This window comes from Microbacterium sp. 1.5R, from assembly GCF_001889265.1.
Lineage (GTDB): Bacteria > Actinomycetota > Actinomycetes > Actinomycetales > Microbacteriaceae > Microbacterium.
This window is the reverse complement of record NZ_CP018151.1, coordinates 490,491-511,160: the sequence shown is the minus strand read 5'-3', so window position 1 is coordinate 511,160 and position 20,670 is coordinate 490,491. Positions and strand designations below refer to the sequence as shown.

The window sequence follows — 20,670 nt, the reverse complement described above, 5'->3', positions numbered from 1 at the left end:
CTGCGTCGGGCCCGCGCCACGGATCAGGCCCCGAAACGCCCAGCGGCCGACTTGTCGGTCTGGACGTACTGGCCCGAGATCTCCTCGGTCTTGCCCGCGATCTGCGTGAGAAGCTGCTGCATCTCGCTCAGCGAACGGTTCCACTTGGCCTGGGCCTGGTCATACGCCTGCTGCGCGGAACCATCCCACGCCGCACGGAGCTTGCTGACCTCGGACTCGAGACGGTCCAGCTCGGAACGAATACCCTGCGACCCGCTGCGGATCTGCGCTGCCAGAGCGTTGACCTGCTCCGGGCGAACTGACATCGACTGCATCATGTTCTCCTTGAAATCTCTGTGGTCTACGCTCAGGCGCCCATCATCGAGCCGAGGCCCGAGATGGTCTGCTGGTGAGCTTCTTCGGTCGCAGCCTGGTCACGCTCGGTGCCCGCAAGAGCATCCTCGAGCGTCACGAGGACCTCGTTCAGCTGACGCGCCTGCTCGTCCCAGCGCGACATCAGCGTCGTGAACGACACAGCAGCCGCACCGGTCCAGAAACCACGCAGCTGCTCGATCTCACCGCGGACCTTCTTGGTCTGCTGGTCGATCCCGGACTTGGTCTCCCGCACCGCCTGGGCTCCGCGACGCAGAGCCCCTTCTTCTGCGGAGATGACATCAGCCATAACTCACTCCCTCCGGTCCACATGGGACACACGTGCGGGGGAGCGCATCCCAGTCTTGGGACGACAACGAAACAACCCCCCACGAATCTGTTTCACGACACAGGCTAGAACACATCGGAACGAATCGCCAGATTTCATGATGCATCCGAGCGGAGATCCTGCAGTCGATGGAGAAAATCGAAGATGCTCAGTTCCGCGCCCTGTCACGGGCACACGATCAGCGCACTGGTTCCCCCGCGCTTCGAGTATCGAGTAGAGGCTCGAGAGGTCCTGCCTCCGATCACCAGAACGCACAGCGCATCCTCCGGGAGGTCGTGCAGTCGATGGAGAAACGTCGCATCCTGCGACTGTGCGTTGTCGCACGCCTCAACTAGGGTGAAAGGCGGAATGCGCAGCCACGGGTCTCCTCCCGCCCGGCTGCACACCATGGAGGGGGCATCGTTCCATGACTCAGAGCAGCGCAACGGCAGGCACCGTGCTGCGGCTTTCCGTCGTCAGCGACGACCGTCGGCTCGACGTCGGCGTGCCGTCGCAGGTCCCGCTAGTCGAGATCATCCCCGGGTTCGCCCGGAGTCTCGGCGTGCTCGACCCGACCCTCACCCACGGCGGCTACTCGTTGCAGCGAGCCGATGGCACACCGCTGGACCCGGCACGCGGCGCGGCGGCGCAGGGGGTGCACGACGGAGAGCTGCTCACTCTCGTCCGCGGCGGCCTCATGCAGGAGCCGCGCGTCTACGACGACGTCGTCGAAGCGGTGATCGACGCGACGGCAGAGCAGCACGGCTCCTGGACGCCCGCGGACAGCTCGCGCACGGCGCTCTTCGTCAGCCTCACCTTCCTCGCCCTCTGCGCGCTGCTGCTCGTCGCCACACCGCCGACGTCCCTCCTGCCCGCGATCATCGCGGGCTCGGGAGCCATCGTCCTCAGCGTCGCGGCCGCCGTGCTCATGCGTCTCCGTCAGCCGGAAGCCGGACACGCCCTGGGACTCACCGCCGCAGCCTACGGAGGGCTCGCGGGTTTCCTCGCCGTTCCCGTGCAGAGCATCTGGGGCTGGCCGCTCGCGGCCATGGGACTGGGTCTCGTCATCGTCGGCGGCCTCGGCCTCGCCGTCACCCAGGAGAAGCCCGAGATCCATCTCGTGCCGATCGCGCTCGGCGCCTCGATCGGCATCACCGCGACGACCGCCGCGATCTTCGGCGATGCGCTCGCTCCCTACGCGATCATGCTCGCCACGACCGCACTGCTCGCGAACGGCATCCCGTGGCTCGCTCTCAGCTCGACGCGCATCAGAGTCATCTCCCCTCAGAGCGACGCCGACATGTTCGCCGCACCCGAGCCCATCGATGCCGACGAGGTCAAGCGCCGCGCCGCCGCGGGGACGCGCACTCTCATCGCACTGCGCGCTGCGCTGGGCCTCGCGGCGCTGATCGCGACCCCTCTGGTCGCCGGGAGCGGCGTCTTCGGCGCTCTGCTCTGCGTGCTCGCGTTCGTGGGCATGATGTTCCAGTCGCGTCAGATCCACGCGCGCCTCGGCGTGCTCGTCCTCATGGCCATCGGCGCGATCGGGCTCGCCGTCACCGGTGTGACGGTGGCACTCGCTCTGCCCGACGTACGCACCTGGATGCTTCTCATCCTCGTCGTGGCCACCGTGATCCTGGTCGGTCTCACGCTGCTCACGCCGAAAGCGCGTCTGCGGCTCACGAGGCTGGGCGACACGGTCGAGGTCATCGCACTCGCTCTGCTGCTGCCGCTCGGCGTCACGACGGCCGGACTCATCTGACCCATGGCGACCAAGAAGGATCTGATCGAGGCCCAGGGCTTCAGCAGGCGCCGCCTCCTCTCGGCGTTCACCGGCGGAGCCCCCGGGGGCAAAGAGCTCGATCCCGCCAAGCCCCTGCGCGCGGTCGTCGCCGGAGTCGCACTCACGGTCGGCGTGATCCTCGTCGGGGTGTTCTGGGGAATCATGCAGCCCGGGCTCCCCGGCGACTGGCAGAACAACCGCCTGATCGTCGCCACCGACACCGGTGCCCGCTACGTCTCCGTCGAGGGCACGCTGTACCCGGTGATCAACACGGCCAGCGCGCGGCTTCTGATCCCCGCCGGAGAGTTCAAGGTGGTGCGCACGGATCAGGCGGCGCTCGACGGGATCCCGGTCGGCCCCTCGATCGGCATCCTCGGTGCGCCCGATGATCTGCCCGCGCCCGCGGCACTGATCAACTCCTCCTGGACAGCGTGCATCGACGACACGGCCGGCGCCGCCGTGTCACTGTCGAGCGCGCCGATCGCCGAGGTGTCGACGGGAACCGGTGCCGTCGTCCAGCGCGGCGACGAGCTGTTCGTGATCGCAGACGGCAAACGCCACGCAGTGCCCGCCGACGATGCCAACGCCGTGCTCCGCGCCGTCGGACTCGGCACCAGCGACGTCCTCGAGGTCGACGGACGATGGCTCAACCTCTTCGAGTCCGGTGACGAGCTCGAGCCGATCCGCATCAACGGCGTCGGCGCATCGGTGCCCGGAACGGATCTGAGAGCCGGCACGATCGTGCACACCCAGGGCAGCCCTGCCGACGAGCGCTACGTGGCGCTCGGCACCGGCGAGCTCGCCAGGCTCAGTCCCCTCGCATATCAGCTCTACCTCCTCGGCAGCGGCCAGGAGGTCGGTGCTCAGCAGGAGGTCTCCCCCGCCGAGGTCGCCGACGTGGAGACCCGCCCGTACATCGGGGGCGAGGACTGGCCGACGCTGCCGTTGACCACGCTCGCCGCCGGCGAGACGCCCTGCGCGATGCTCACCGATGACGCGCACACGGTGCTCGCGGCGACGACCACCGAGTTGCCCGAGCAGCGCTCCGGCGTCGATGTGAAGGTCGGTGGCGGCGCCCTCGTCGAGGTCACGGGTGGGTCCGAGGACGCGGCGGGTCTGGCCGTGCTCATCGACGAATCCGGCACCGCGTTCGCGATCCCCGGTGCTGCAGCAGCGCAGAACGCCGAGGAGTCCGCAAGCGGCCCCATCGCTCAGCTCGGGTACTCCCCCGATGACGTCGGACAGGTGTCGGACGCGTGGATCGAGTTCTTCGCCGCCGGCCCCGCGCTGACCTCCGATGCTGCGAGAGAGTCGCCCGGCTCGGGGACCGACTGATGCGCGGCCGCACAGCCGCTCTCACGGCCGTCATCCTCGGCGCCACGCTGCTCGGCGCACCGGCATCCGCTCTGGCATCGCCTGCCGTCCCGACGTCGATCGCATCGATGGCGACGTCCGGCGATGCCTGCACACCCGGCAACGTGGTGTTCACGCCCGAGGTCCCACCCGCCCTCGCAATGCTCGGTGCTGACGAGGCCCACCGCGTCGCCACGGGCCGAGGGGTCGTCGTCGCCGTCGTCGACTCGGGCATCGATGCCGGCAATCCGCATCTCGCCGGAGCCGTGATCGGCGGTGTCGATCTCGTCGGAGACGGCGAGCGGGCTGACGGTCTGACCGACACGACCGGGCATGGCACGGCGATCGCCGGGCAGATCGCCGCACAGCCGGTCGCGGACTCCGGCGTCGTCGGGCTCGCGCCCGACGCCCGGCTGCTCTCCGTGCGAGTGTTCCGCAGCGAGCAGCAGCAGGACAAGGACAAGGGGTACGGGCCCACCTCGCAGCGCATCGCGGACGGCATCCACTGGGCGGCCGACAACGGCGCGGACATCATCAACGTCTCGATCTCGCAGACAGCCGACTCCCCCGATCTCCGGGCAGCGGTCGAACACGCGTCCGCCGTCGGCGCCCTGGTCGTGGCGAGCGCCGGGAACAGGGCGTCAGATCCGGACGCGGAAGACGGCGCTCGCTACCCCGCGGCCTATGAGCAGGTTCTCGGGGTCAGCGCGGCCGACGCCACCGGACGCGCGACCGATGACTCGATCCACGGACCCCAGGTCGGCGTGACAGCCCCCGGAAGCACGGTGCTGAGCGCAGCGGTGGGCGGGGGCGACTGCGTCTTCGCCGCCGATGCCCCTGCCTCGAGCTTCGCGACCGGATACGCGAGCGCGGCTGCCGCACTGGTGGCGCAAGCGCACCCCGAGGATCCGCCCGCCGGCTGGGCGTATCGGCTCACCGCCACCGCGCTGCGAACCGACGCCGACAATCGGGACGACATCGACGGCTGGGGCTTCATCCAGCCGCTCGCCGCCATCGAGCTGCTCCCGGATGAGACGACGCGCGGGCCCGTGAGCCCATACTTCGACACCTCGGAGAGCGCCGTGCGACCGCCCGCAGCCACCGCCGACCCCGACCATGGAGCGTCGCCGTTCCTGCTCACACGGGAGGCCGCGCTGTTCACCGCGATCGGCGGAGCGACTCTGCTCGGTGTGCTCGGCATCCTCATCGTGCTGCGTCGCCGCAGAGAGCAGCCGGTCGTGGATCCGGTCGAGGTCGAACGCGAAGGCGGACTGCTCAACATCCCCGGTCCGGCATCGGGTGACCCGAGCACGTTTCACTGAGACGCGCGGCGCGATGGTCCGCAGCGACACGGCGCGGCCGCTTCAGGGCACCCAGGCGGCCCGACGGCCGGTGGGAGTGCGCGGACGCTGAGCACGGCTCCGTCAGGGTGAGGGCGTCACCCGAAGACGAAGAAGCCCAGACCCACCAGACCCGCGACGGAGACGACGCAGGCTGCTGCGAACGTGATGAGGGCCGCCCGGCTCCAGCGCAGTCCCTGCTTCGCGACCGACGGGAGATCCGGGTCCACCGTGCGCGTGGGCGCCGCGGCGCCGATCACGACGGGCGGGGCAGAAGGGCCGAGCGGGGCCGGACGGGGCCGGTAGATCTCCGGTGCCGGCGCATCCGTCGGCGCCTCGAACGAGGCGGGCACGTCAGCCTCTGCGCGGTCGGCAGAGTCGTCGCTGTCAGCGGGCTGTTCCGATCTCTTGCGTCGCACACGACGCGGCGTCCGGGAGACGAGCACCGTCGACTCGTCGACAGGGTCGTCCTCCCGATCGGCACCTGGCTCCTCAGCCTCCGCGGGTCTCCGGTCGACGACGACCGTCGCCTCGTCCACGTCATCCGCTGGCTCAGCGGGTTCGGCGACTTCGGCAGGCTCGGCGGGCTCGGCGGGCTCAGCGGACTCGGCAGGCTCGACGGGCTCGGCGGGCTCGGCGACTTCGCCGGACTCGGCGACCGGTCTCCCCCGGCGCCGATCGCGTCTGGTCAGCATGACGGTCTCTTCGACCTCGGTCTCGTCGTCCGTCATCTGGCTCGAACCGGGATCGTCGTGCCCTCGAGCATCGAATCGGTCAGCGAGGCGGATGCGGCATCGCGGCCCGCAGTGAGGTCGTCCGAGTGCCCGTTCGCGCCTCCCGAGATCACGTCGATCACGACGACCGACACGTTGTCGCGACCACCCGCTTTGAGCGCCCGGCTCACGAGAGCCGCTGCCGCGGTCTCCGGCCGCCCGTTCATCGTCAGGGTCGCTCGGATCGCCTCGTCGCTCACCTCGCCGCTCAGGCCGTCGGAGCAGATCAGCAGTCGCTCGCCGTCGACCACGGGCAGCAGCCAGCTGTCCGCGGTGCTGTCGGGAGCACCGATCGCCCTCGTGATGACGTTGCGCTGCGAGAACGTCGAGAGATCCTCGGCGCGGAGCTCACCGGCATCCACCAGTTCCTGCCCCAGCGAATGATCGATCGTCAGCTGTGTCAGCTCGTTGCCGTGGTGCCGGTAGACACGGGAATCGCCGACGTTGAAGACGAGCCAGTGCGGCACGCCGTCGTGATCGACGAGAGCGACACCGGTCACGGTGCTTCCTGCGCCGCGCTTGTGCTCGGCGGAGATGTCATCGACCACAGCCGAAGCGCGACTCAATGCCTGTCCGATGTCGGCGACGTCGACCGTCGCCCCGCGAAGCGGCTCGAACGCCTCCACCACCGCAGCGCTCGCACGATCCCCCGCCTCATGCCCGCCCATGCCGTCCGCGACGAGGAAGACCGGAGACGCCACCAGCACCGAGTCCTCATTCGCCGAGCGCGTGAGACCGGTGTCGGTGAGTGACGCGACGCTGAGGACGACCGAGGAGAGCGTCATGAATCGCGCTCCGCGATCACATGCATCCCCACTTCACCGAGGATGAAGCGGCCGTTGCCGGTGACGCTCTCTCCGGGATCGAGCAGGGTCTCGGTGCCGTTCTCCTCGACCACGACGACGCCGTTCGTGGCGTGCAGATCGGTGAGACGCCACTCGTCGTCGTGCACGACGAGACGAGCGTGCGTCTTCGACAGCGTGCGGGTCGTATCGGAGATGGCGAGTCGCTGCTCGCCCGGCTCGCCGATCGGATTGCGGCCGATCACGACGCTGGCGCCGGACAGCGAGAACTTCCGTCCGTCATCGAGCACGAGCGATCGGCGGACTCCGCGCTTGCGGGCGACGACGACGGTGGCGTCGAGGTCCTCGTCGACATCGTGCGTCGGACGCGGTGTGACGACCGTCTTGTCGACGTCGGCCGCGAGGCCTCCGAACGGCATCGCGAGGGGCGCCGGGACGGGTTCCTCGACCGCGGGTGCGGGCGCTGCATCGGCCGGGGGCACCACCGCGGCCGTATGCACATCCGCGGTGGTCCCCGCAGCCGCGGGGGACGACGGGACAGGACGGATCACCGGCGCCTGCGGCTGTGCATCCGAGAGGCCACCATCTCGGAACGAGGGCGGAGCGGGCCGCACCATACGCTGCGCCTCTTCGGCGGGAGCCGCGGCAGGCGGGTTCTCCGCCGGCCGCTCGAACTCGGGCACGGGAGCGGATGCCGGGGCCGCCGCCGGTGTCTGTGCCGGTTGCTGAGGCACGACGTCGTCGGATACCGGTACCGGCGGCGCGGGTGGCTGCGGCGCCGCCGGAGCCACAGGCGCGCCACCCATTGCGGCCATGATGCCGGTGGTCGGGTGCGCCTCGGTCGGAGCCGGCGGGTTCACGGCGGGTGGCTGCTCCACCGCAGGGGGCTCAGGTGCGCGCACCGGCGCGGGCGGCGCAGGAGGCTGCAAAGCCGGCGCCTGAGGAGCCGCAGGCTGAGGAGCAGGAGGCTGAGGAGCAGGAGGCTGAGGAGCAGGAGGCTGAGGAGCAGGAGGCTGAGGAGCAGGAGGCTGAGGAGCAGGAGGCTGAGGAGCAGGAGGCTGCTGCGCGAAGGACGAGGCGGGCGGCTGCGGCGGAGCGAATGATGCCGCCGGCGCACCCTGCACCGGGGGCTGTCCGGCGACGGGAACCGGCGGGGCGCCCGGGACGGGAGGCGCGCCCCACCCTGAACCCGCGGGACCACCGCTCGCCGCGGCTGCGGTCGCATTCCGGTCGGGCTGCACGGCCGGACGGCTCGGTGCGGCGTAGTCGGGGAACACGGGCGCGGGGGCGTCAGGCTGGCTCTGCGTATGCGGAGCCAGGGACGGGATCGTGTATCCCGATGCGTCCCTCGCCGGGGTGGCCGTGGGCTGCGAGCTTCGGCGCGGGCCGGGCTGCAGAGCGGCCAGCCGTTCGCCCTCGGGATACGGCGGGGCGCCCCAGGCGAGAACCGTCGCCCAGACCGGAGGTAGAAGGATCGCGAGCCCCGTCATTCCCGCACCGCGACCGAACCTCCGATTGATGCGGTGGGTCGCGACGACCTTGAGGTAGATGCCGTACAGCTGCACGATCGGGATGAAGTAGAACACCACCGACCACGCCGGCACTCCGCCGCGCGCCAGGATCTCCGCCTCGTTGAGGATGGGGACCCAGCCCTTCCACCCCTCTCCGTCGATGCGCGGGAAGAGGCGCGACAGCGCCAGCGCGTACCAGACGTAGACGGCGAGGCCGATGAGCACGCCGACGCCGCCGACGATGGCGAGCATCGTGACGTAGCCGGTATCCACGGGCGCGATCATGAGTTCCCCTTCTTCCGGTCGCCGGGCGACCAGGTCAATCCGAGCGTAGCGAGCACAGGCACGGCGGCCGTGAATCCACGACCGTTCGCGCCCCGTATGCGACCGACGAACGACGTCGGTCGCACGCGCATGACGATGCGATGCCACCATCTGCCTGCCGCTGCGAGCTCCGTCCGCTCGGCGTCGACGATCTCCCAGGCGGCGCGCGCATCCTCGTCCGTCGGAGGATGCTCGGCGAACACGGCGCGATCGACGATCTCTGCCAGGCGGTCCGCTGCCTCTCGGTCGGTCGAGAGTGCGCGCTGGATGCGGGTGCCTTCGGCATCCATCGGCACATCGTGGTCGGCGTACACGTCGACCAGCTCCTCCCACGCCCCGGCGAGACGCACCTCGGGATCTTCGGCGGTTCGGCGGGCCCTGGCTCGCTGCCGTTTGGCCAGCAGCAGCACGAGGAAGGGCAGCGCGAGCAATGCCAGCGCGAGCATGCCGAGCCCCACAGCGCGGAGGATCGGCAGCAGGACGGCGAGCACCTCTGACTGCGGCGACTCGAGCGGAGGCGCGTCATTGTTGGAATCGCTCTGCGCCTGAGGCGGATCCAACGCCTCCGACCGGGGCTGCTCGGGCACCGTGGGATGCTCGGGCAGCTGCTCGCCCTCGGTGATGGAACTCGGAAGCATCGCGTACTGCGGTGTGGTGTCGACCGGCATCCACTCGCCGCCCGAGCCTCTCACCTCGACCCAGGCGCTCATGTTCGCGCCCGTGCAGGTCTCCGTGCAGGCGGGAATGCCGGGCACCTCTTCTGCGGCCGCAAGGCGCGCACCGATCACGACTCGGGACTCGAGCCCCCAGTGCTCGGCGAGAAGCGCCGCTGCCACTGAGAACTGCTCATCGTCGCCGACCGCCGACACGAGCAGCTCCGGCGCGGCATCCGAGCCTGCCCTGCGCTCCTGTTCGAGCAGGTCGGTGAACAGCTCCTCGATGCGGGCCGCGGAGTGTCCCGCATAGCTGGGTGCGAACGCGTACCCCTCGGACTCCTTCAACGAGGCGATCCATCCCGCCGCCGCCTCATCGTCGATCAGCGCGTGGCTGAGGTAACCGCGGGAGCGCAGGCGGTCGATGATCTCGAGATACCCGGCCCCGGTGCGGGGCTGCTCCTGCATCTCGGCCCACTCGGTGAGCGCGGGATACAGGTCGGTGTCGAGGTTCGAGGCACCGCCCTGCACGGCGGTGATGTCGCCGGGGCTCGCCGGGGCGTCCACGAGCACTCTGTAGCGATCGCCCGGAACGAGCCCTTCTCCCCCGCCGGGCGCCTCTGCCACGGTGATCGCCGTGTCGCCGCCCGAGTTGACGTGGAACCCGTCGGCGAGCGCTTCGGCGCGCGCACCCGAGAAGTCCGGCGCCTCGGCGAGACCGGCCGGCGAGGGGACCCAGATGCCTCGATAGGCGTCGCCGATCGTGATCCCGAGCGACACGCGGCCCTCGCCGGGCATCGCGCTGCGGGGCAGCCGGCTGAACCGGTCGTCCGGCGCGATATGGAAGTCCTCGCCGTCGTACGAGTCGAGGGTGACGAGCCGGAGGCGCTCCAGCGCTCCAGGATCACCCTCCACCTGCACGACCGTGTCATCGAGAGTGCTGCCGGCGAACCACGACCGGTAGGCGCTGAGGGGGCTCGCCTGCTGCTGCACGACGATCATCGGCTCGACCTCGTCGCGCAGAACGGAGCGGTCGCTCCAGCCGGCCGCGGCGGGCGCCACCGCGAAACCGGCGACGAGGGCGATCACCGCGAGACCGGCCGACAGGAGATGCCGACGGATCGTCAGCCACACCGGGGTCGCCCGGCGCGAGATGTTCGCCGCCGCGACGGTGCGCAGCGCCTGTGCGCGCTGAAGCCGCGAGCGTCCGACCAGCCAGACGAGAGAGACCACGAAGAGCGCGACGCCGATCAGCCATTCCCGAGGAGCGGGAAGCGCGACGCCGAGCACTGAGACCGGAGCCGTCGTGCCGCTCACACCGAAGGCGATTCCGAAGACGCTCATCGCGGTCACGACGGGAACCGCTATGGTCGCCCGACGTCCGCCTTCGAGCACGAGCAGAGTGGCGATGAAGGAACCGAACAGCATGACCACGAGGAGCGGGATGAGCACCGCCTGGTACTCACCGAGGGGCGGGTTCAGCGTCAGCATCTGCTTCCAGCCGAGCACCACCCCCAGCACCGCGTCGCGGATTCCGCCCAGGAACGCGGGAAGCGACGAGAGCGCCGATGGGATGGCGAGCGGAACCGAGACGACCAGATAGACGCCGGTCACCGCGAGAGCGCCGATCAGCAGCCCCCACCGCAGCAGCCGGGTCAGCACGGCGACGACCATGCCCAGCAGGCCGCCGATCAGACCGACCGCCAGCGCCCGGGGGGACTCGTACACCGGCCATGAAGCCGCCGTGGCGAGACCGATGCCGACCAGCACGTATCCGAGAGACCAGAGGGTCAGAGCCGAGAGCGCGAACGTCCGGCGCGACCTCACGACGCCGCGCCGCGGACCCGCGGCGCTCATCGCAGTGCTCCGCGGGCGAGCATCTGCGGAAGGTCGCCGAGTGCGCCCAGCGTCATCACGGCCAGTTCGCGCGCCGTGCGCAGGGTGGGCTGCTCGCCGAGTTCGCTGCGCACCGCGACCGCCTCGACCGCCGCCGGCAGAGTGATGGCGGCGTGGCGCAGACGCTCGAGCGGCATGCGCGAGCCCGTCATCAGGAATCCGATCGACAGGTCGGGGTAGGACTGGGCGGTGAGCGCGGCGACCGCTTCGAGCCGCATCACGCGGTCGGCCGGATCGATGGTCGAGGTGGCATCGAGGAGGGCCTTGGGAGTCACCGTGGGAAGAGTGCGTATCGACAGCAACTCGGCACGGCTGTGCTCGGGGATCTCGTTGCTCACCGAGAAGAGCACGTCACGACCGTCGCGCACACCCTGCAGGGCGAGGGATGCGGCGGCGCTGACCGTGTTCTCGAACTCGTCGTCGCTCTCGTACGACTCGCTGTCGAGGTCGAGGATGATGGCGATGCGAGCGTGCCGCGACTCCTCGTACTGACGCACCATGAGCTTGCCGGTCTTGGCGGTCGACTTCCAGTGCACGTGCCGCTGCGAATCGCCCACGACGTACTCGCGCACCGCGTGGAACGAGAGGTCGGCATCGACGAGGGTCGAACTCGGCGTGCCCTCGAGATCGCGGATGAGACCGGCGCTGGTGCTGGGCAGGCGCACCGTGACCGGATGCACGTGGATGCGCTGGACATCGGGCCAGCGCAGCTCACGGCGGAGGATGCCGATCGGATCACCGCGGGTGATGGTCATGGGGCCGACGTCGATGACACCGCGGCGGTGGGCGGCGATCGTCAGCTGCTCGCGATGGTGGGCGGCGGGGCGCAACAGGGGGACGTGCGCTTCGACGAGCCCGTCCCCCACGGGAACGTCGACGATGCCGGGCAGCGACAGACGCTCGCTGTTGTTGCGCACGTCGAGCGTCGCACCGATCTCGGCACCGGCGACCACGCGGTCGCGGTCGAGGGTCAGCTCGATGCGATAGTCGTGGGTGCCGAGGATGAAGGGGATGCAGGCGATCAGCAGCACGAGCGCGATCGCCGCCACCGCCCACGCCTCGACCCAGCCGAACAGCAGCCCGGCGGCGACGCACAGGACCAGCGCCGCGACGACCAGCATCCCGGCGGATGTGACCGTCTCACGCACCCACGCGACAGCCGCACGGGTTGCGCGCTCCGTGCTGCGAGCAGCCCGACGCACGCCGAAGACGGCGCCGCGGACGGGGCCGCGGCGCGTGCGGTCGTAGCGCGTGACCGTCGACGTGCGCGTCGACGTGCTGGTGCCCGCCGTGGTGCGCGTCAGACGGGACTCGGTGCTGAAGCTCACGCAGTGCCGTTCTCGCGCGGCGGCTCGACGTCGAGCAGGATCTGCCCCACCACGGCGACCGCGGTGACGCCGTCGAACTCGGCCTCCGGCTCGAGCACCAGGCGGTGCGCGAGGGCGACGACGGCGAGCTCTCGGACGTCGTCGGGGGTGACGAAGGTGCGACCGTTCTTGGCAGCCCACGTCATCACGAGACGTGACAGGGCGAGGGCTCCTCGCACACTGGCACCGAGGCGGACCTCGGACGCTCGACGCGTCGCGTCGACGATGCGCATGATGTAGTCGGAGACCAGCGGGTTCACGTACACGCCGCGGGTCATCTCGGCCATCGTGAGGATGGTGTCGACGCCGACGATGCCGTCGAGCACGTGCTTCGGCTGGGCTGCTCCCTGGAGGATGCGCATGGTCGCGGCTTCGTCGGGGTATCCGATCGACGTCTTGATCATGAAGCGGTCGAGCTGCGCCTCGGGCAGACGGTAGGTGCCGCCCTGCTCGATCGGGTTCTGCGTGGCCATCACGAGGAACGGCGATCCGACCGGCCGCGTGACGCCGTCGACCGTGACCGTGCCCTCTTCCATGACCTCCAGCAGCGCCGACTGCGTCTTCGGGCTCGCCCGGTTGATCTCGTCGGCGAGCACGATGTTCGCGAAGACGGGACCGGCGTGGAACTCGAAGGCGCCCTCCTTCTGGTCGTAGACGGTGATGCCCGTGACATCGCCGGGGAGCAGGTCGGGCGTGAACTGGATCCGGGTACTCGTTCCCGTCACGGTCTGCGCGATCGCCCGCGCGAGAGCCGTCTTGCCTGTGCCGGGGAAGTCCTCGAGCAGCACGTGGCCGCCGCTGACCGCCGCGGCGAGCACGAGCTCGATCACGTGCCGCTTGCCGAGGATCGCCTGTTCGACGTTGGCGGTGAGGATCGAGAACGTCTCGGCGAACCAGGCGGCCTGTTCGGCGGCGATGGTCACGGGAGCAGCGGAGGGAGCAGGCATAGGGCAACCGTATTCGTCTCTGGCACCTGCGGTGTGCAGGGCGGTGGGGAGGAGGGAGTCGTCATCGCGGCGGGTTCATCCGGCAGGATCGGCGGGGTCGGCGGGCTTGTCGGGGTCCTTCGGATCCTCCGGCTCCGGCTCCGGTTGGGTGCACAGCGTCACGCGGTGCGTGATCGGCTTGAGCGAACTGAAAGCGCCCGTCCACGTGATCTTCATGTCGACCATGGAGATGCCGTCGACGATCCTCGGAGTCACGGCGAGGGAGTACGACCCGCGGGCGGCAGGGCTGACGACGAACGCGTCATCCGGGTTGGCTGGCACGCACTCGCGGAACTCGACCGCCACCGTCGTCGGCGCCGTCCGGGGCGAGATCTCGACCGAATCGGAGCAGTACTCCCGCAGCACCGCGTGGCAGGAGCGCGCCCCGACCGGCAACGGTGATGAGTCGGTGCTCAGCTGGAAGTCCGACCGCCACGACCCGTACATGTAGTACTGCGGAACGAAGCCGTCTCGCACGGCGATGTCGGGCGCCGACTCGAGCCGGTAGGAATAGCGGTTGTCCTGGACCGACGGCTGGGTGGCGATCGTGTAGCTCGTGTTGCCCTTCGGGCCTTCCACGAAGGTGAACGTGAAGACCTGGGTGGTCGCCGACTCGGCGACGCCGAAGCCGTTCGATGCGCACGCCTTCACGTTGTAGGTCGAGTACTCGGCGAGCTTGGTGAGTGTGGGCGACGAAGACTGCGCCTCCGCACCCGAGACCTGCAGACGACCGTCGCCGTCAGCGGTGCAGCTCGCGTTGCCCGATCGCCAGGCGAGGTACACGACGTCGATGCCGAGGGCGCTGCCGTTCGGCTGCGCTGCCACTCCCGAGACGTCGATCGAGGTGTTCGACGTCGCGATCGCGCGTGCTCCCGAGGGGTCGAAGTAGACGGTTCCCGCAGCGGTGACGGACGTGCGGAAGGCTCCGCCCTCGTTTCCACCATCGCCCGTCGGCGGCTGGAACTGGCTGATCGGGACGATCGTGATGTTCTGCGGGCCCGGCGCCAGCGCGATGTCGGCCGTCGTCGTCGCGCCGGTGCGGTTGATGACCTGCCCGGTCTCCTCGATGCGGAACGCGAGGGAGTCGTCCGACGCATCGACCGCGAGAGCGACGATGCCGCGCCCGCGCTCCGTGCTGCCGGGGCGATAGACGGGTGTGGCGTTCGCCTTCGACACCACAGGGGCGGCGTACGCCCAGCTGGTGTGCGGTGACGTCGCAGCCGATGTGCCGACCGCGTTGACGGCCGCCGCGGTGAAGACGTGCGGCGCTCCGTTGACGAGTCCGTTCACCGTGCACCGGTAGGCACCTGCCGCCGGGCTGCACGACGCGTTCGCCGGCGCTCCGTCCTGCAGGATCTCGACCCCCGTGACGCCGGGGTGCGCGCGACCGGCCTCGCCGAGGGGCACGTCGAGCACCACGGTCGAGCGGGTGAATCCGACCGTCGTGACGCTGGCGGGTGCCTGCGGGAAGCCCTGCAGATCGAGGGTCAGGGTTCCGGTGCCGGTGCGCCCCTGCGCATCCTGCACGACGAAGGGGATGATGCACTGTCCACCCGGCGCCTGCCCTCCGCCGGGCCAGCTCGCCGTGATCGCCTTGCTTCCCGAAGTCGAGATCGACGCGACATCGCATCGTGTGCCCCCGCCGAGGGACATCAGTCGGAGGCCCGATCCGGGCTTCCCGGCGAACGGGTCGTACTCGCCGGCGACGTCGACGACGTCGATGGTACAGCTGGGGTTCGTCACGATGCACTGCTTCGTGAAGGTCGCGCCGCGCGGCGCATCCGGTGGCGCGGCTCCGACGACGAGGCGGACGGATGCCGACGGCTCGCCGTACTGGGGCACCGTGACGCTGACGTTCTCGGCGTTGCCGGGTCGCGCGTCTGCGCGTGCCTCGATGGTCAGCTGAGGCCCGTTTCGGGTGACGATGAAGGCCGAGCCCGAATAGACGATCCGGTACTCGAGGGATCCCGCGTCACCCTCACGTCCGCCCTCCCACGCGGCCATGTTCGCGTACATGTCGACCGTCTCGGTGGTTCCGGGGGCGATCGTGTGCGAGATCGACGACAGCAGCAGCTGCGGCTCGGCAGGACGGATGCTGATCGGCACGTCGATGAACGACCAGCGCTCCTGCCCCTGCAACCGCACCTGGACCAGGCAGGTGTCCGACCATGGCGCTTCACGGCCGGCGCGATACGTCACGCTGCCTGAGCCCTCGGCGGAGCACGATGCGGCCGCCCGCTGCGCGGTGAACTGCCCGGATCCCACTTCGAGGGCATCTGAGGAGGTCAGGTCGACATAGTCGGCCGCATCGAACGAGACCGAGGCGTCCTCGTCGACCACGACAGGAGTCGAGCCAGGCTTGAGCTGGACCTGCATGTCGTCGAAGGCGGGTATGCGCAGGAACCCGTAGGCGACCACTGCTCTGCCGCCCGATCCCTCGCCCTTCAGCTGGAACGGAACGAGCGCGCCGTCTTCGGGGGCGGCGCCCACGATGCGGTTCCCCTGAACAGTGAACCCGGGCTGGTCGCCCCACAGGCTCAAGGTGAGGGAGGAGGCGTCACCCGAGGGCCAGCTGACACGATCGGTCACGACGTCGATGCCGCGATCCGGGAGCTCCTCCCGATCGCGCGCAGTGAGCACCGTGTCGGCGACGCTCGGCTGGTCGGCGACCGCACCGTCGGTCACGGTCACGACGATGAGACCCTGCGACGTGCTGGATGTGCGAGTGGACCTGACCGTATAGAAGTAGGAGTTCGTGCCGGCGGTGTCCCCCGCGCGCAGCACGACACGGCCGTCTTCGAGAGAGGTGTCGGGATCGATCAGCGCGTTCAGGCGGTCGTAGAGCGGATTCCCCTTGACCGGTGGCGCGTTCGGCACGAGTTCGGTGATCTCGAGCTCGCTCTGCGCCGGATCGAGGTCGTTGAGACGCGGGTCGAGGACGATCGGTGTCGTCGACCCGGCCTCGACGCGCACGTAATCGCTGAAGGTCACGGGCGCCGCGTCATCGATGTCCGCGTCGAGCACGCCGACGCGGACGGTGCCCGTCCCCTGCTCGCCCTGCGGGTCGCGCACCGTGTAACCGAAGCTCACCTGACCGCCGTCGACACCGCCCGCGGGCGCCCGGTAAACGATCGCGTCGCCGTCGGCCGAGATCGTCGCCGTGCCCGCACCCTTCTGGGGCTGGTCGACGCCCGCGAGCACGACTCGATCGCCATCGCTGTCCATGCCGGTCGAAGGCACGGGCAGCGACACGGTCTGACCGCTGAGGACTCGGCCGGTCAGGGTCGACGGCGTCGGGGCACGGTTGGTGCCCGGAGGCACGACCGTGACCGTCACGACACCGTTGTCGGCGAGAGCGGGGTTGCGCTCGAGTGACACCGAGTACGACAGACGGTAGGTGCCGGGCGTCGTGGGTGCGAGGTAGCGCAGCGCGTTGCGGTCGGCGAAGACGAGCTCACCCGATTCGCCCGAGCCGGTCACCTCGGGGAGAACGACCAGGGGCTCCCCTCGCGGCGCCACGTCATTGGCCGTGACAGCGATGCGCGTGAGCGAACCTGCGCGCACGGTGATCGCGTCGGGGAAGACGATCGGACGCGTCACCGTCGACGGCGGCGTGAGGAAAACCGTGACGGTTCCCTGCACTGCGGCACCGGTGCCGTCGGCGATCGTCACGGTGGCCTTGCCGATGACCCCGGGCTCGCCGTCCTCCGTGGTGCCGTTCACCCGGATGCTCTCGTTGCCGACCACACGCACGCCGAGCTGCGGCGTCGAGCTCACCGCATCGGCCAGCATCAGCACCCGACCACTGGTGTTCTGCACGGCGCGGATGACGTCGACCGTCGTGTCCTCGCCCTCGCGGACGAACGCGGTCAGCGGTGCCATCGCGAGGCCCGCGGATCCGTCGACCGCGGTGATGCGGATGACGGCCGACTGCTCGGCCTGGGTAGTGACGTCCTGAGCCGTGTAGGTGACGACGTACTGCCCCGGTTCGGCCACCGTCATCTCGACGGTGCCGGATGCCGCGTTCGGGTTGACCTCGAGCCCCTGCGCGGTCGCCGCAGTCTGCACGGCGTCGACGAGACGATACGAACCGGAGCCGCCGGACAGATGATCTGAGATGCGCACCGATTGGAGCTCCCCGACACGCGCGGTCAGCGCGACCGGCGAGGCGACGAGAGCCGGGCTCCCTGTGACCTGCACATCGAGGGTCTTCTCCGCGGTCGCACCGTGCACGTCCTCGACCACCACGGTGACCGAGATCACGGCATCCGCGGCATTCGGGTCGGTGTGGCGGATGGCCACCCGTCCGTCGGCCATCGGCACGACCATGACGGGCGACGAGGAATCGGTCTCGTAGGCATCGCTGAGCACGAACGGATCGCCCTCGGGATCGACCCAGCCCGACAACGCCGAGACGACCGTGCTGCCGCCCGGAAGGAGCTGGGGCGTCGGCCACTCCTGCTGGCAGGCGTCGACTCCGCACCACACGGGCGCGGAGTTCGCTTCCGGATCGACGACGGTCAGGGTCACGGTCGCCGGAGCCGACACCGCGGCGCCGTCGGTGACCGCATATGTGAAGCTCGCCTGCCCCGAGCCCGCCTTGACGTCGACCACCAGCGACTGCCCGTTCGCGACGAGGGTCAGGTCTCCGAACGCCGGGTCGCCGAGCCCGCCCGAGACCGATTCGGGATCGATCGACAGCACGTCCTTCTTGTTCGGATCGTGGTCGTTGAGGAGCACCGGCAGGATCACCTGCTCGCCCGCACGGACACCGAATGCGTCGTCGACGGCGACGGGCGGCATCTGCTCGGCCACGTCCTCGACGATGATCGTGCCCTCCTGCTGCTCGGTGTCGTCTTCGATCGCCCACTGCTCGAGCGGGATGAGCACGCCGTCGGGGGCCGTCCAGATGAGTCCGGTGCCGATCTCGCTCAGCACCGCTCGATCGCCGTTCTCCTGGAAGACCGGTTCGATCGTCGAAGAGTCGAGGGCCTCGTCCGGAACACGCAGCGGAACGGTCTCGCCACCTGCCCACAGAGTGCCCGCACCCGTGTCGAGCCAGGCGGCATAGACCTCGCCGTCGACGACGACCGGCGTCGCCGGCACGCCCGACGCGTCAGCGACCCGCTCCGACTCTCCGGAATCCAGATCGACCGACACGAGTCCGTCGGAGTCGGCGATCGACACGTTCGCGCCCGACTCAGCGCCCTCCTGGAGACGCGCGTCCTCAGCGACGTCCAGCTCCACGGGTTCGTCGCGCCCCTGCAGCCACAGCTCGCCGGTGCCCGCCTGGAGCATCGCCCAGCGGTCGCCCACGACCGTGACGAGGAGGCCCTCTGCGGCATCCGGAGCCTGCGAGACGGATTCGGGATCGCCGAGGAAGCGGTGCTCGTCGATGTCGAACCGGCGGATCGCGCCCTCGTCTGCGGAGAAGAGCACCAGCAGGCCCGCGGGCGACAGCCCGATCGCATCCGCCGTGTACGTCGGAGGGTCCTCGCCCTCCTCGACCTCGACGCCCGCGAACGGGTCGACGAGAGCAGTGGCGGCACCCGCCTCGAGAGTGGTGACCGATACCTGGCCGGTGTCGGTGCGATACGCCACATAGGCACCGGCCGACAGGATCTCCCGCGTGCCCGCCGGCGTCGGCTCGGAAGCGATCGGCGTGCCTTCATCCGACGCGTCGGAGAGCAGGTCGGCGGGATTCGCGGGGTCGAGATCCCACCGCTGCCTGTTGCCCTGGGCGTAGATGACGGCCGCCGAGCCGCTCTGCCAGACGGCCTCGGGATCGTCGACGTTGCGCACGGTGTCGATCTCGGCGAGCTCGGTGTTCACGCGGGCGTACTGGCCGCTGTCGCGCATGACCCAGACGGACGACTCGAGGCGGGGCACCTCCTGCGACTGGTATCCCTGGGCCGTGATGGCGAGCGTGAGCACCACCGCCAGGGCGGCGACACCCGAGATGGCCGCGATCAGGCGTCCGCGCGATCGGGGGTTCGCCTCCGCGCGAGCGCGGTCGCCGATGGCCATCACAGGACCCCGGTCAGGTAGAGCACGCCGACGCCGACGCCACCGAGGACCGCTGCTCCGATCAACGCGCCGATCACGCCGGCGACGAGGGGCGAGCGGGTCTTCGCACGCGCGGCGGGCAGTTCGTCGCGGTCGCGCGGCATCGCCTGCTGCTTCGCGGCGCGCACTGCACGTCGCGAGTCGGGGGCGACGGTGGTGATCACCGGGCCGCGGGCGCTGGAGTCGGAGAAGCTGACGGGCGCTGCTGCGGCCCATTCAGCGGACGCCGCCTCGAAGGCCGTCGGGTGCAGACCCAGCTCGAACTGCGCCCAGCGCAGGCGTTCCGCGAAGTCGGCCATGCTTGCGAACCGTCTGGCCGGATCACGGTGCATCGCGGTCGCGAAGATCTCGTCGATGATCGGCGGGATGCCGGGTATCGGCACCGCGGTATAGCGCGCCTTGATGATGCGCTCGGTGAGCTGGTCGCGGGAGTTGGAGCCTCGGTCGGCGCGTTCGAACGGGCTTCTTCCCGCGAGGAGCGTGTACAGGGTGGCTCCGAGGCTCCAGATCTCGCTCGGGACGGATCCGGAGACGCGCTCCTGCAGCACCTCCGGCGAGCTCCACGGCACCGACATCGCGATGGTCTCTACGTCGCCCTCGTCTATCACGGCGGCCGCGATGCCGAAGTCGGCCAGCACGGGGGCGCCGAGGGAGTTGATGAGCACGTTGGACGGCTTGATGTCGCGATGCAGGAGTCCGGCCCTGTGCACGGTCTCGAGGGCGCCTGCCATGCGCACGCCCGTGTCGAGCACCTCGGCGAGCGCCAGCGGCGCCTTCTTGTACCGGGCGCTCATGGTGTCGGGGCAGTACTCCATCGCGAAGTACGGCCGACCGTCTGCAGAGATGGACGCCTGATAGATGGTGACGATCGAGGGGTGGGCGCTGAGCCGCGCCGAGATGTCGGCCTCGACGTTGAAGGTGCGGAGAACCTCGCGGTTCACGGCATCCGCCAGCAGCACCTTCACAGCGGCGACGCGTCGCGGCATGTCCTGTTCGTAGAGGAAGACATCTGCGAACCCGCCGGATCCGAGCGGACGCACATAGCTGTACCCCGCCAGCGTCGGCGGTGTCGATGCCATGCGCGTGGCCACCCATGCTCCTCACGGTCGGTCGGGAGACCGCGCTCTGCATGATCC

The 20,670-nt window shown here is 69.9% G+C and carries 13 protein-coding genes; 3 read left to right on the top strand and 10 right to left on the bottom strand.

Features of this window, described 5'->3' with window-relative positions; translation table 11 throughout:
• Positions 1-23 precede the first annotated feature (23 nt).
• Complete coding sequence (locus tag BMW26_RS02420; RefSeq protein WP_082298072.1) at positions 24-305, bottom strand: WXG100 family type VII secretion target; 282 nt, start codon at positions 303-305, stop codon at positions 24-26.
• Between the two features lie 41 nt (positions 306-346).
• Positions 347-661 (bottom strand): WXG100 family type VII secretion target, encoded by a 315-nt coding sequence (locus tag BMW26_RS02415; RefSeq protein WP_053098670.1) that lies wholly within the window; start codon positions 659-661, stop codon positions 347-349.
• A 445-nt stretch (positions 662-1,106) separates the two neighbouring features.
• Here BMW26_RS02415 and eccD point away from each other — a divergent pair, with 445 nt between their 5' ends.
• Genes eccD through BMW26_RS02400 form a run of 3 tightly spaced genes read left to right on the top strand, consistent with a single transcriptional unit; the run spans position 1,107 to position 5,137 of the window.
• The gene (gene eccD, locus BMW26_RS02410) at positions 1,107-2,441 is read left to right on the top strand and encodes a type VII secretion integral membrane protein EccD (RefSeq protein ID WP_056276643.1); all 1,335 of its coding nucleotides are present in this window, start codon (positions 1,107-1,109) and stop codon (positions 2,439-2,441) included.
• A gap of 3 nt (positions 2,442-2,444) precedes the next feature.
• Positions 2,445-3,797, top strand: coding sequence for a type VII secretion protein EccB (gene eccB, locus BMW26_RS02405; protein WP_072590665.1), 1,353 nt, complete (start codon positions 2,445-2,447; stop codon positions 3,795-3,797).
• Positions 3,797-5,137: a S8 family serine peptidase gene (locus tag BMW26_RS02400; RefSeq protein ID WP_072590664.1), complete on the top strand. Its 1,341-nt coding sequence runs from the start codon at positions 3,797-3,799 to the stop codon at positions 5,135-5,137. Before eccB ends, BMW26_RS02400 begins: the two co-directional genes overlap by 1 nt.
• 116 nt (positions 5,138-5,253) lie before the next feature.
• Here the strand turns inward: BMW26_RS02400 and BMW26_RS02395 are convergent, their stop codons facing one another.
• The 8 genes from BMW26_RS02395 to BMW26_RS02360 form a co-directional block, all read right to left on the bottom strand.
• Positions 5,254-5,886 carry a hypothetical protein gene (locus tag BMW26_RS02395; protein ID WP_072590663.1) on the bottom strand — a complete coding sequence of 211 codons (633 nt, stop codon included), beginning with the start codon at positions 5,884-5,886 and terminating at the stop codon, positions 5,254-5,256.
• Positions 5,883-6,713 (bottom strand): PP2C family protein-serine/threonine phosphatase, encoded by an 831-nt coding sequence (locus BMW26_RS02390; protein ID WP_056276631.1) that lies wholly within the window; start codon positions 6,711-6,713, stop codon positions 5,883-5,885. Before BMW26_RS02390 ends, BMW26_RS02395 begins: the two co-directional genes overlap by 4 nt.
• Entirely contained in the window at positions 6,710-8,527 is a 1,818-nt protein-coding gene (locus tag BMW26_RS18020) for a DUF5684 domain-containing protein (protein WP_072590662.1), read from the bottom strand. The genes BMW26_RS02390 and BMW26_RS18020 overlap by 4 nt, the downstream gene beginning before the upstream one ends.
• A complete protein-coding gene (locus BMW26_RS02380) occupies positions 8,524-11,076 on the bottom strand; it encodes a transglutaminase domain-containing protein (protein WP_072590661.1) in 2,553 nt (850 codons plus the stop codon). Before BMW26_RS02380 ends, BMW26_RS18020 begins: the two co-directional genes overlap by 4 nt.
• Positions 11,073-12,443, bottom strand: coding sequence for a DUF58 domain-containing protein (locus BMW26_RS02375; protein ID WP_072590660.1), 1,371 nt, complete (start codon positions 12,441-12,443; stop codon positions 11,073-11,075). The genes BMW26_RS02380 and BMW26_RS02375 overlap by 4 nt, the downstream gene beginning before the upstream one ends.
• Complete coding sequence (locus BMW26_RS02370; RefSeq protein WP_053099368.1) at positions 12,440-13,405, bottom strand: AAA family ATPase; 966 nt, start codon at positions 13,403-13,405, stop codon at positions 12,440-12,442. The genes BMW26_RS02375 and BMW26_RS02370 overlap by 4 nt, the downstream gene beginning before the upstream one ends.
• A gap of 99 nt (positions 13,406-13,504) precedes the next feature.
• Positions 13,505-19,495: an Ig-like domain-containing protein gene (locus BMW26_RS02365; RefSeq protein WP_072590659.1), complete on the bottom strand. Its 5,991-nt coding sequence runs from the start codon at positions 19,493-19,495 to the stop codon at positions 13,505-13,507.
• Positions 19,495-20,625 carry a serine/threonine-protein kinase gene (locus BMW26_RS02360; protein ID WP_232224522.1) on the bottom strand — a complete coding sequence of 377 codons (1,131 nt, stop codon included), beginning with the start codon at positions 20,623-20,625 and terminating at the stop codon, positions 19,495-19,497. The genes BMW26_RS02365 and BMW26_RS02360 overlap by 1 nt, the downstream gene beginning before the upstream one ends.
• Positions 20,626-20,670: the final 45 nt, after the last annotated feature.

Coding starts and splice junctions, on each gene's coding strand:
- BMW26_RS02420 (WP_082298072.1), bottom strand. CDS start 305: ATGTCAGTTCGCCCGGAGCAGGTCAACGCTCTGGCAGCGCAGATCCGC.
- BMW26_RS02415 (WP_053098670.1), bottom strand. CDS start 661: ATGGCTGATGTCATCTCCGCAGAAGAAGGGGCTCTGCGTCGCGGAGCC.
- eccD (WP_056276643.1), top strand. CDS start 1,107: ATGACTCAGAGCAGCGCAACGGCAGGCACCGTGCTGCGGCTTTCCGTC.
- eccB (WP_072590665.1), top strand. CDS start 2,445: ATGGCGACCAAGAAGGATCTGATCGAGGCCCAGGGCTTCAGCAGGCGC.
- BMW26_RS02400 (WP_072590664.1), top strand. CDS start 3,797: ATGCGCGGCCGCACAGCCGCTCTCACGGCCGTCATCCTCGGCGCCACG.
- BMW26_RS02395 (WP_072590663.1), bottom strand. CDS start 5,886: ATGACGGACGACGAGACCGAGGTCGAAGAGACCGTCATGCTGACCAGA.
- BMW26_RS02390 (WP_056276631.1), bottom strand. CDS start 6,713: ATGACGCTCTCCTCGGTCGTCCTCAGCGTCGCGTCACTCACCGACACC.
- BMW26_RS18020 (WP_072590662.1), bottom strand. CDS start 8,527: ATGATCGCGCCCGTGGATACCGGCTACGTCACGATGCTCGCCATCGTC.
- BMW26_RS02380 (WP_072590661.1), bottom strand. CDS start 11,076: ATGAGCGCCGCGGGTCCGCGGCGCGGCGTCGTGAGGTCGCGCCGGACG.
- BMW26_RS02365 (WP_072590659.1), bottom strand. CDS start 19,495: ATGGCCATCGGCGACCGCGCTCGCGCGGAGGCGAACCCCCGATCGCGC.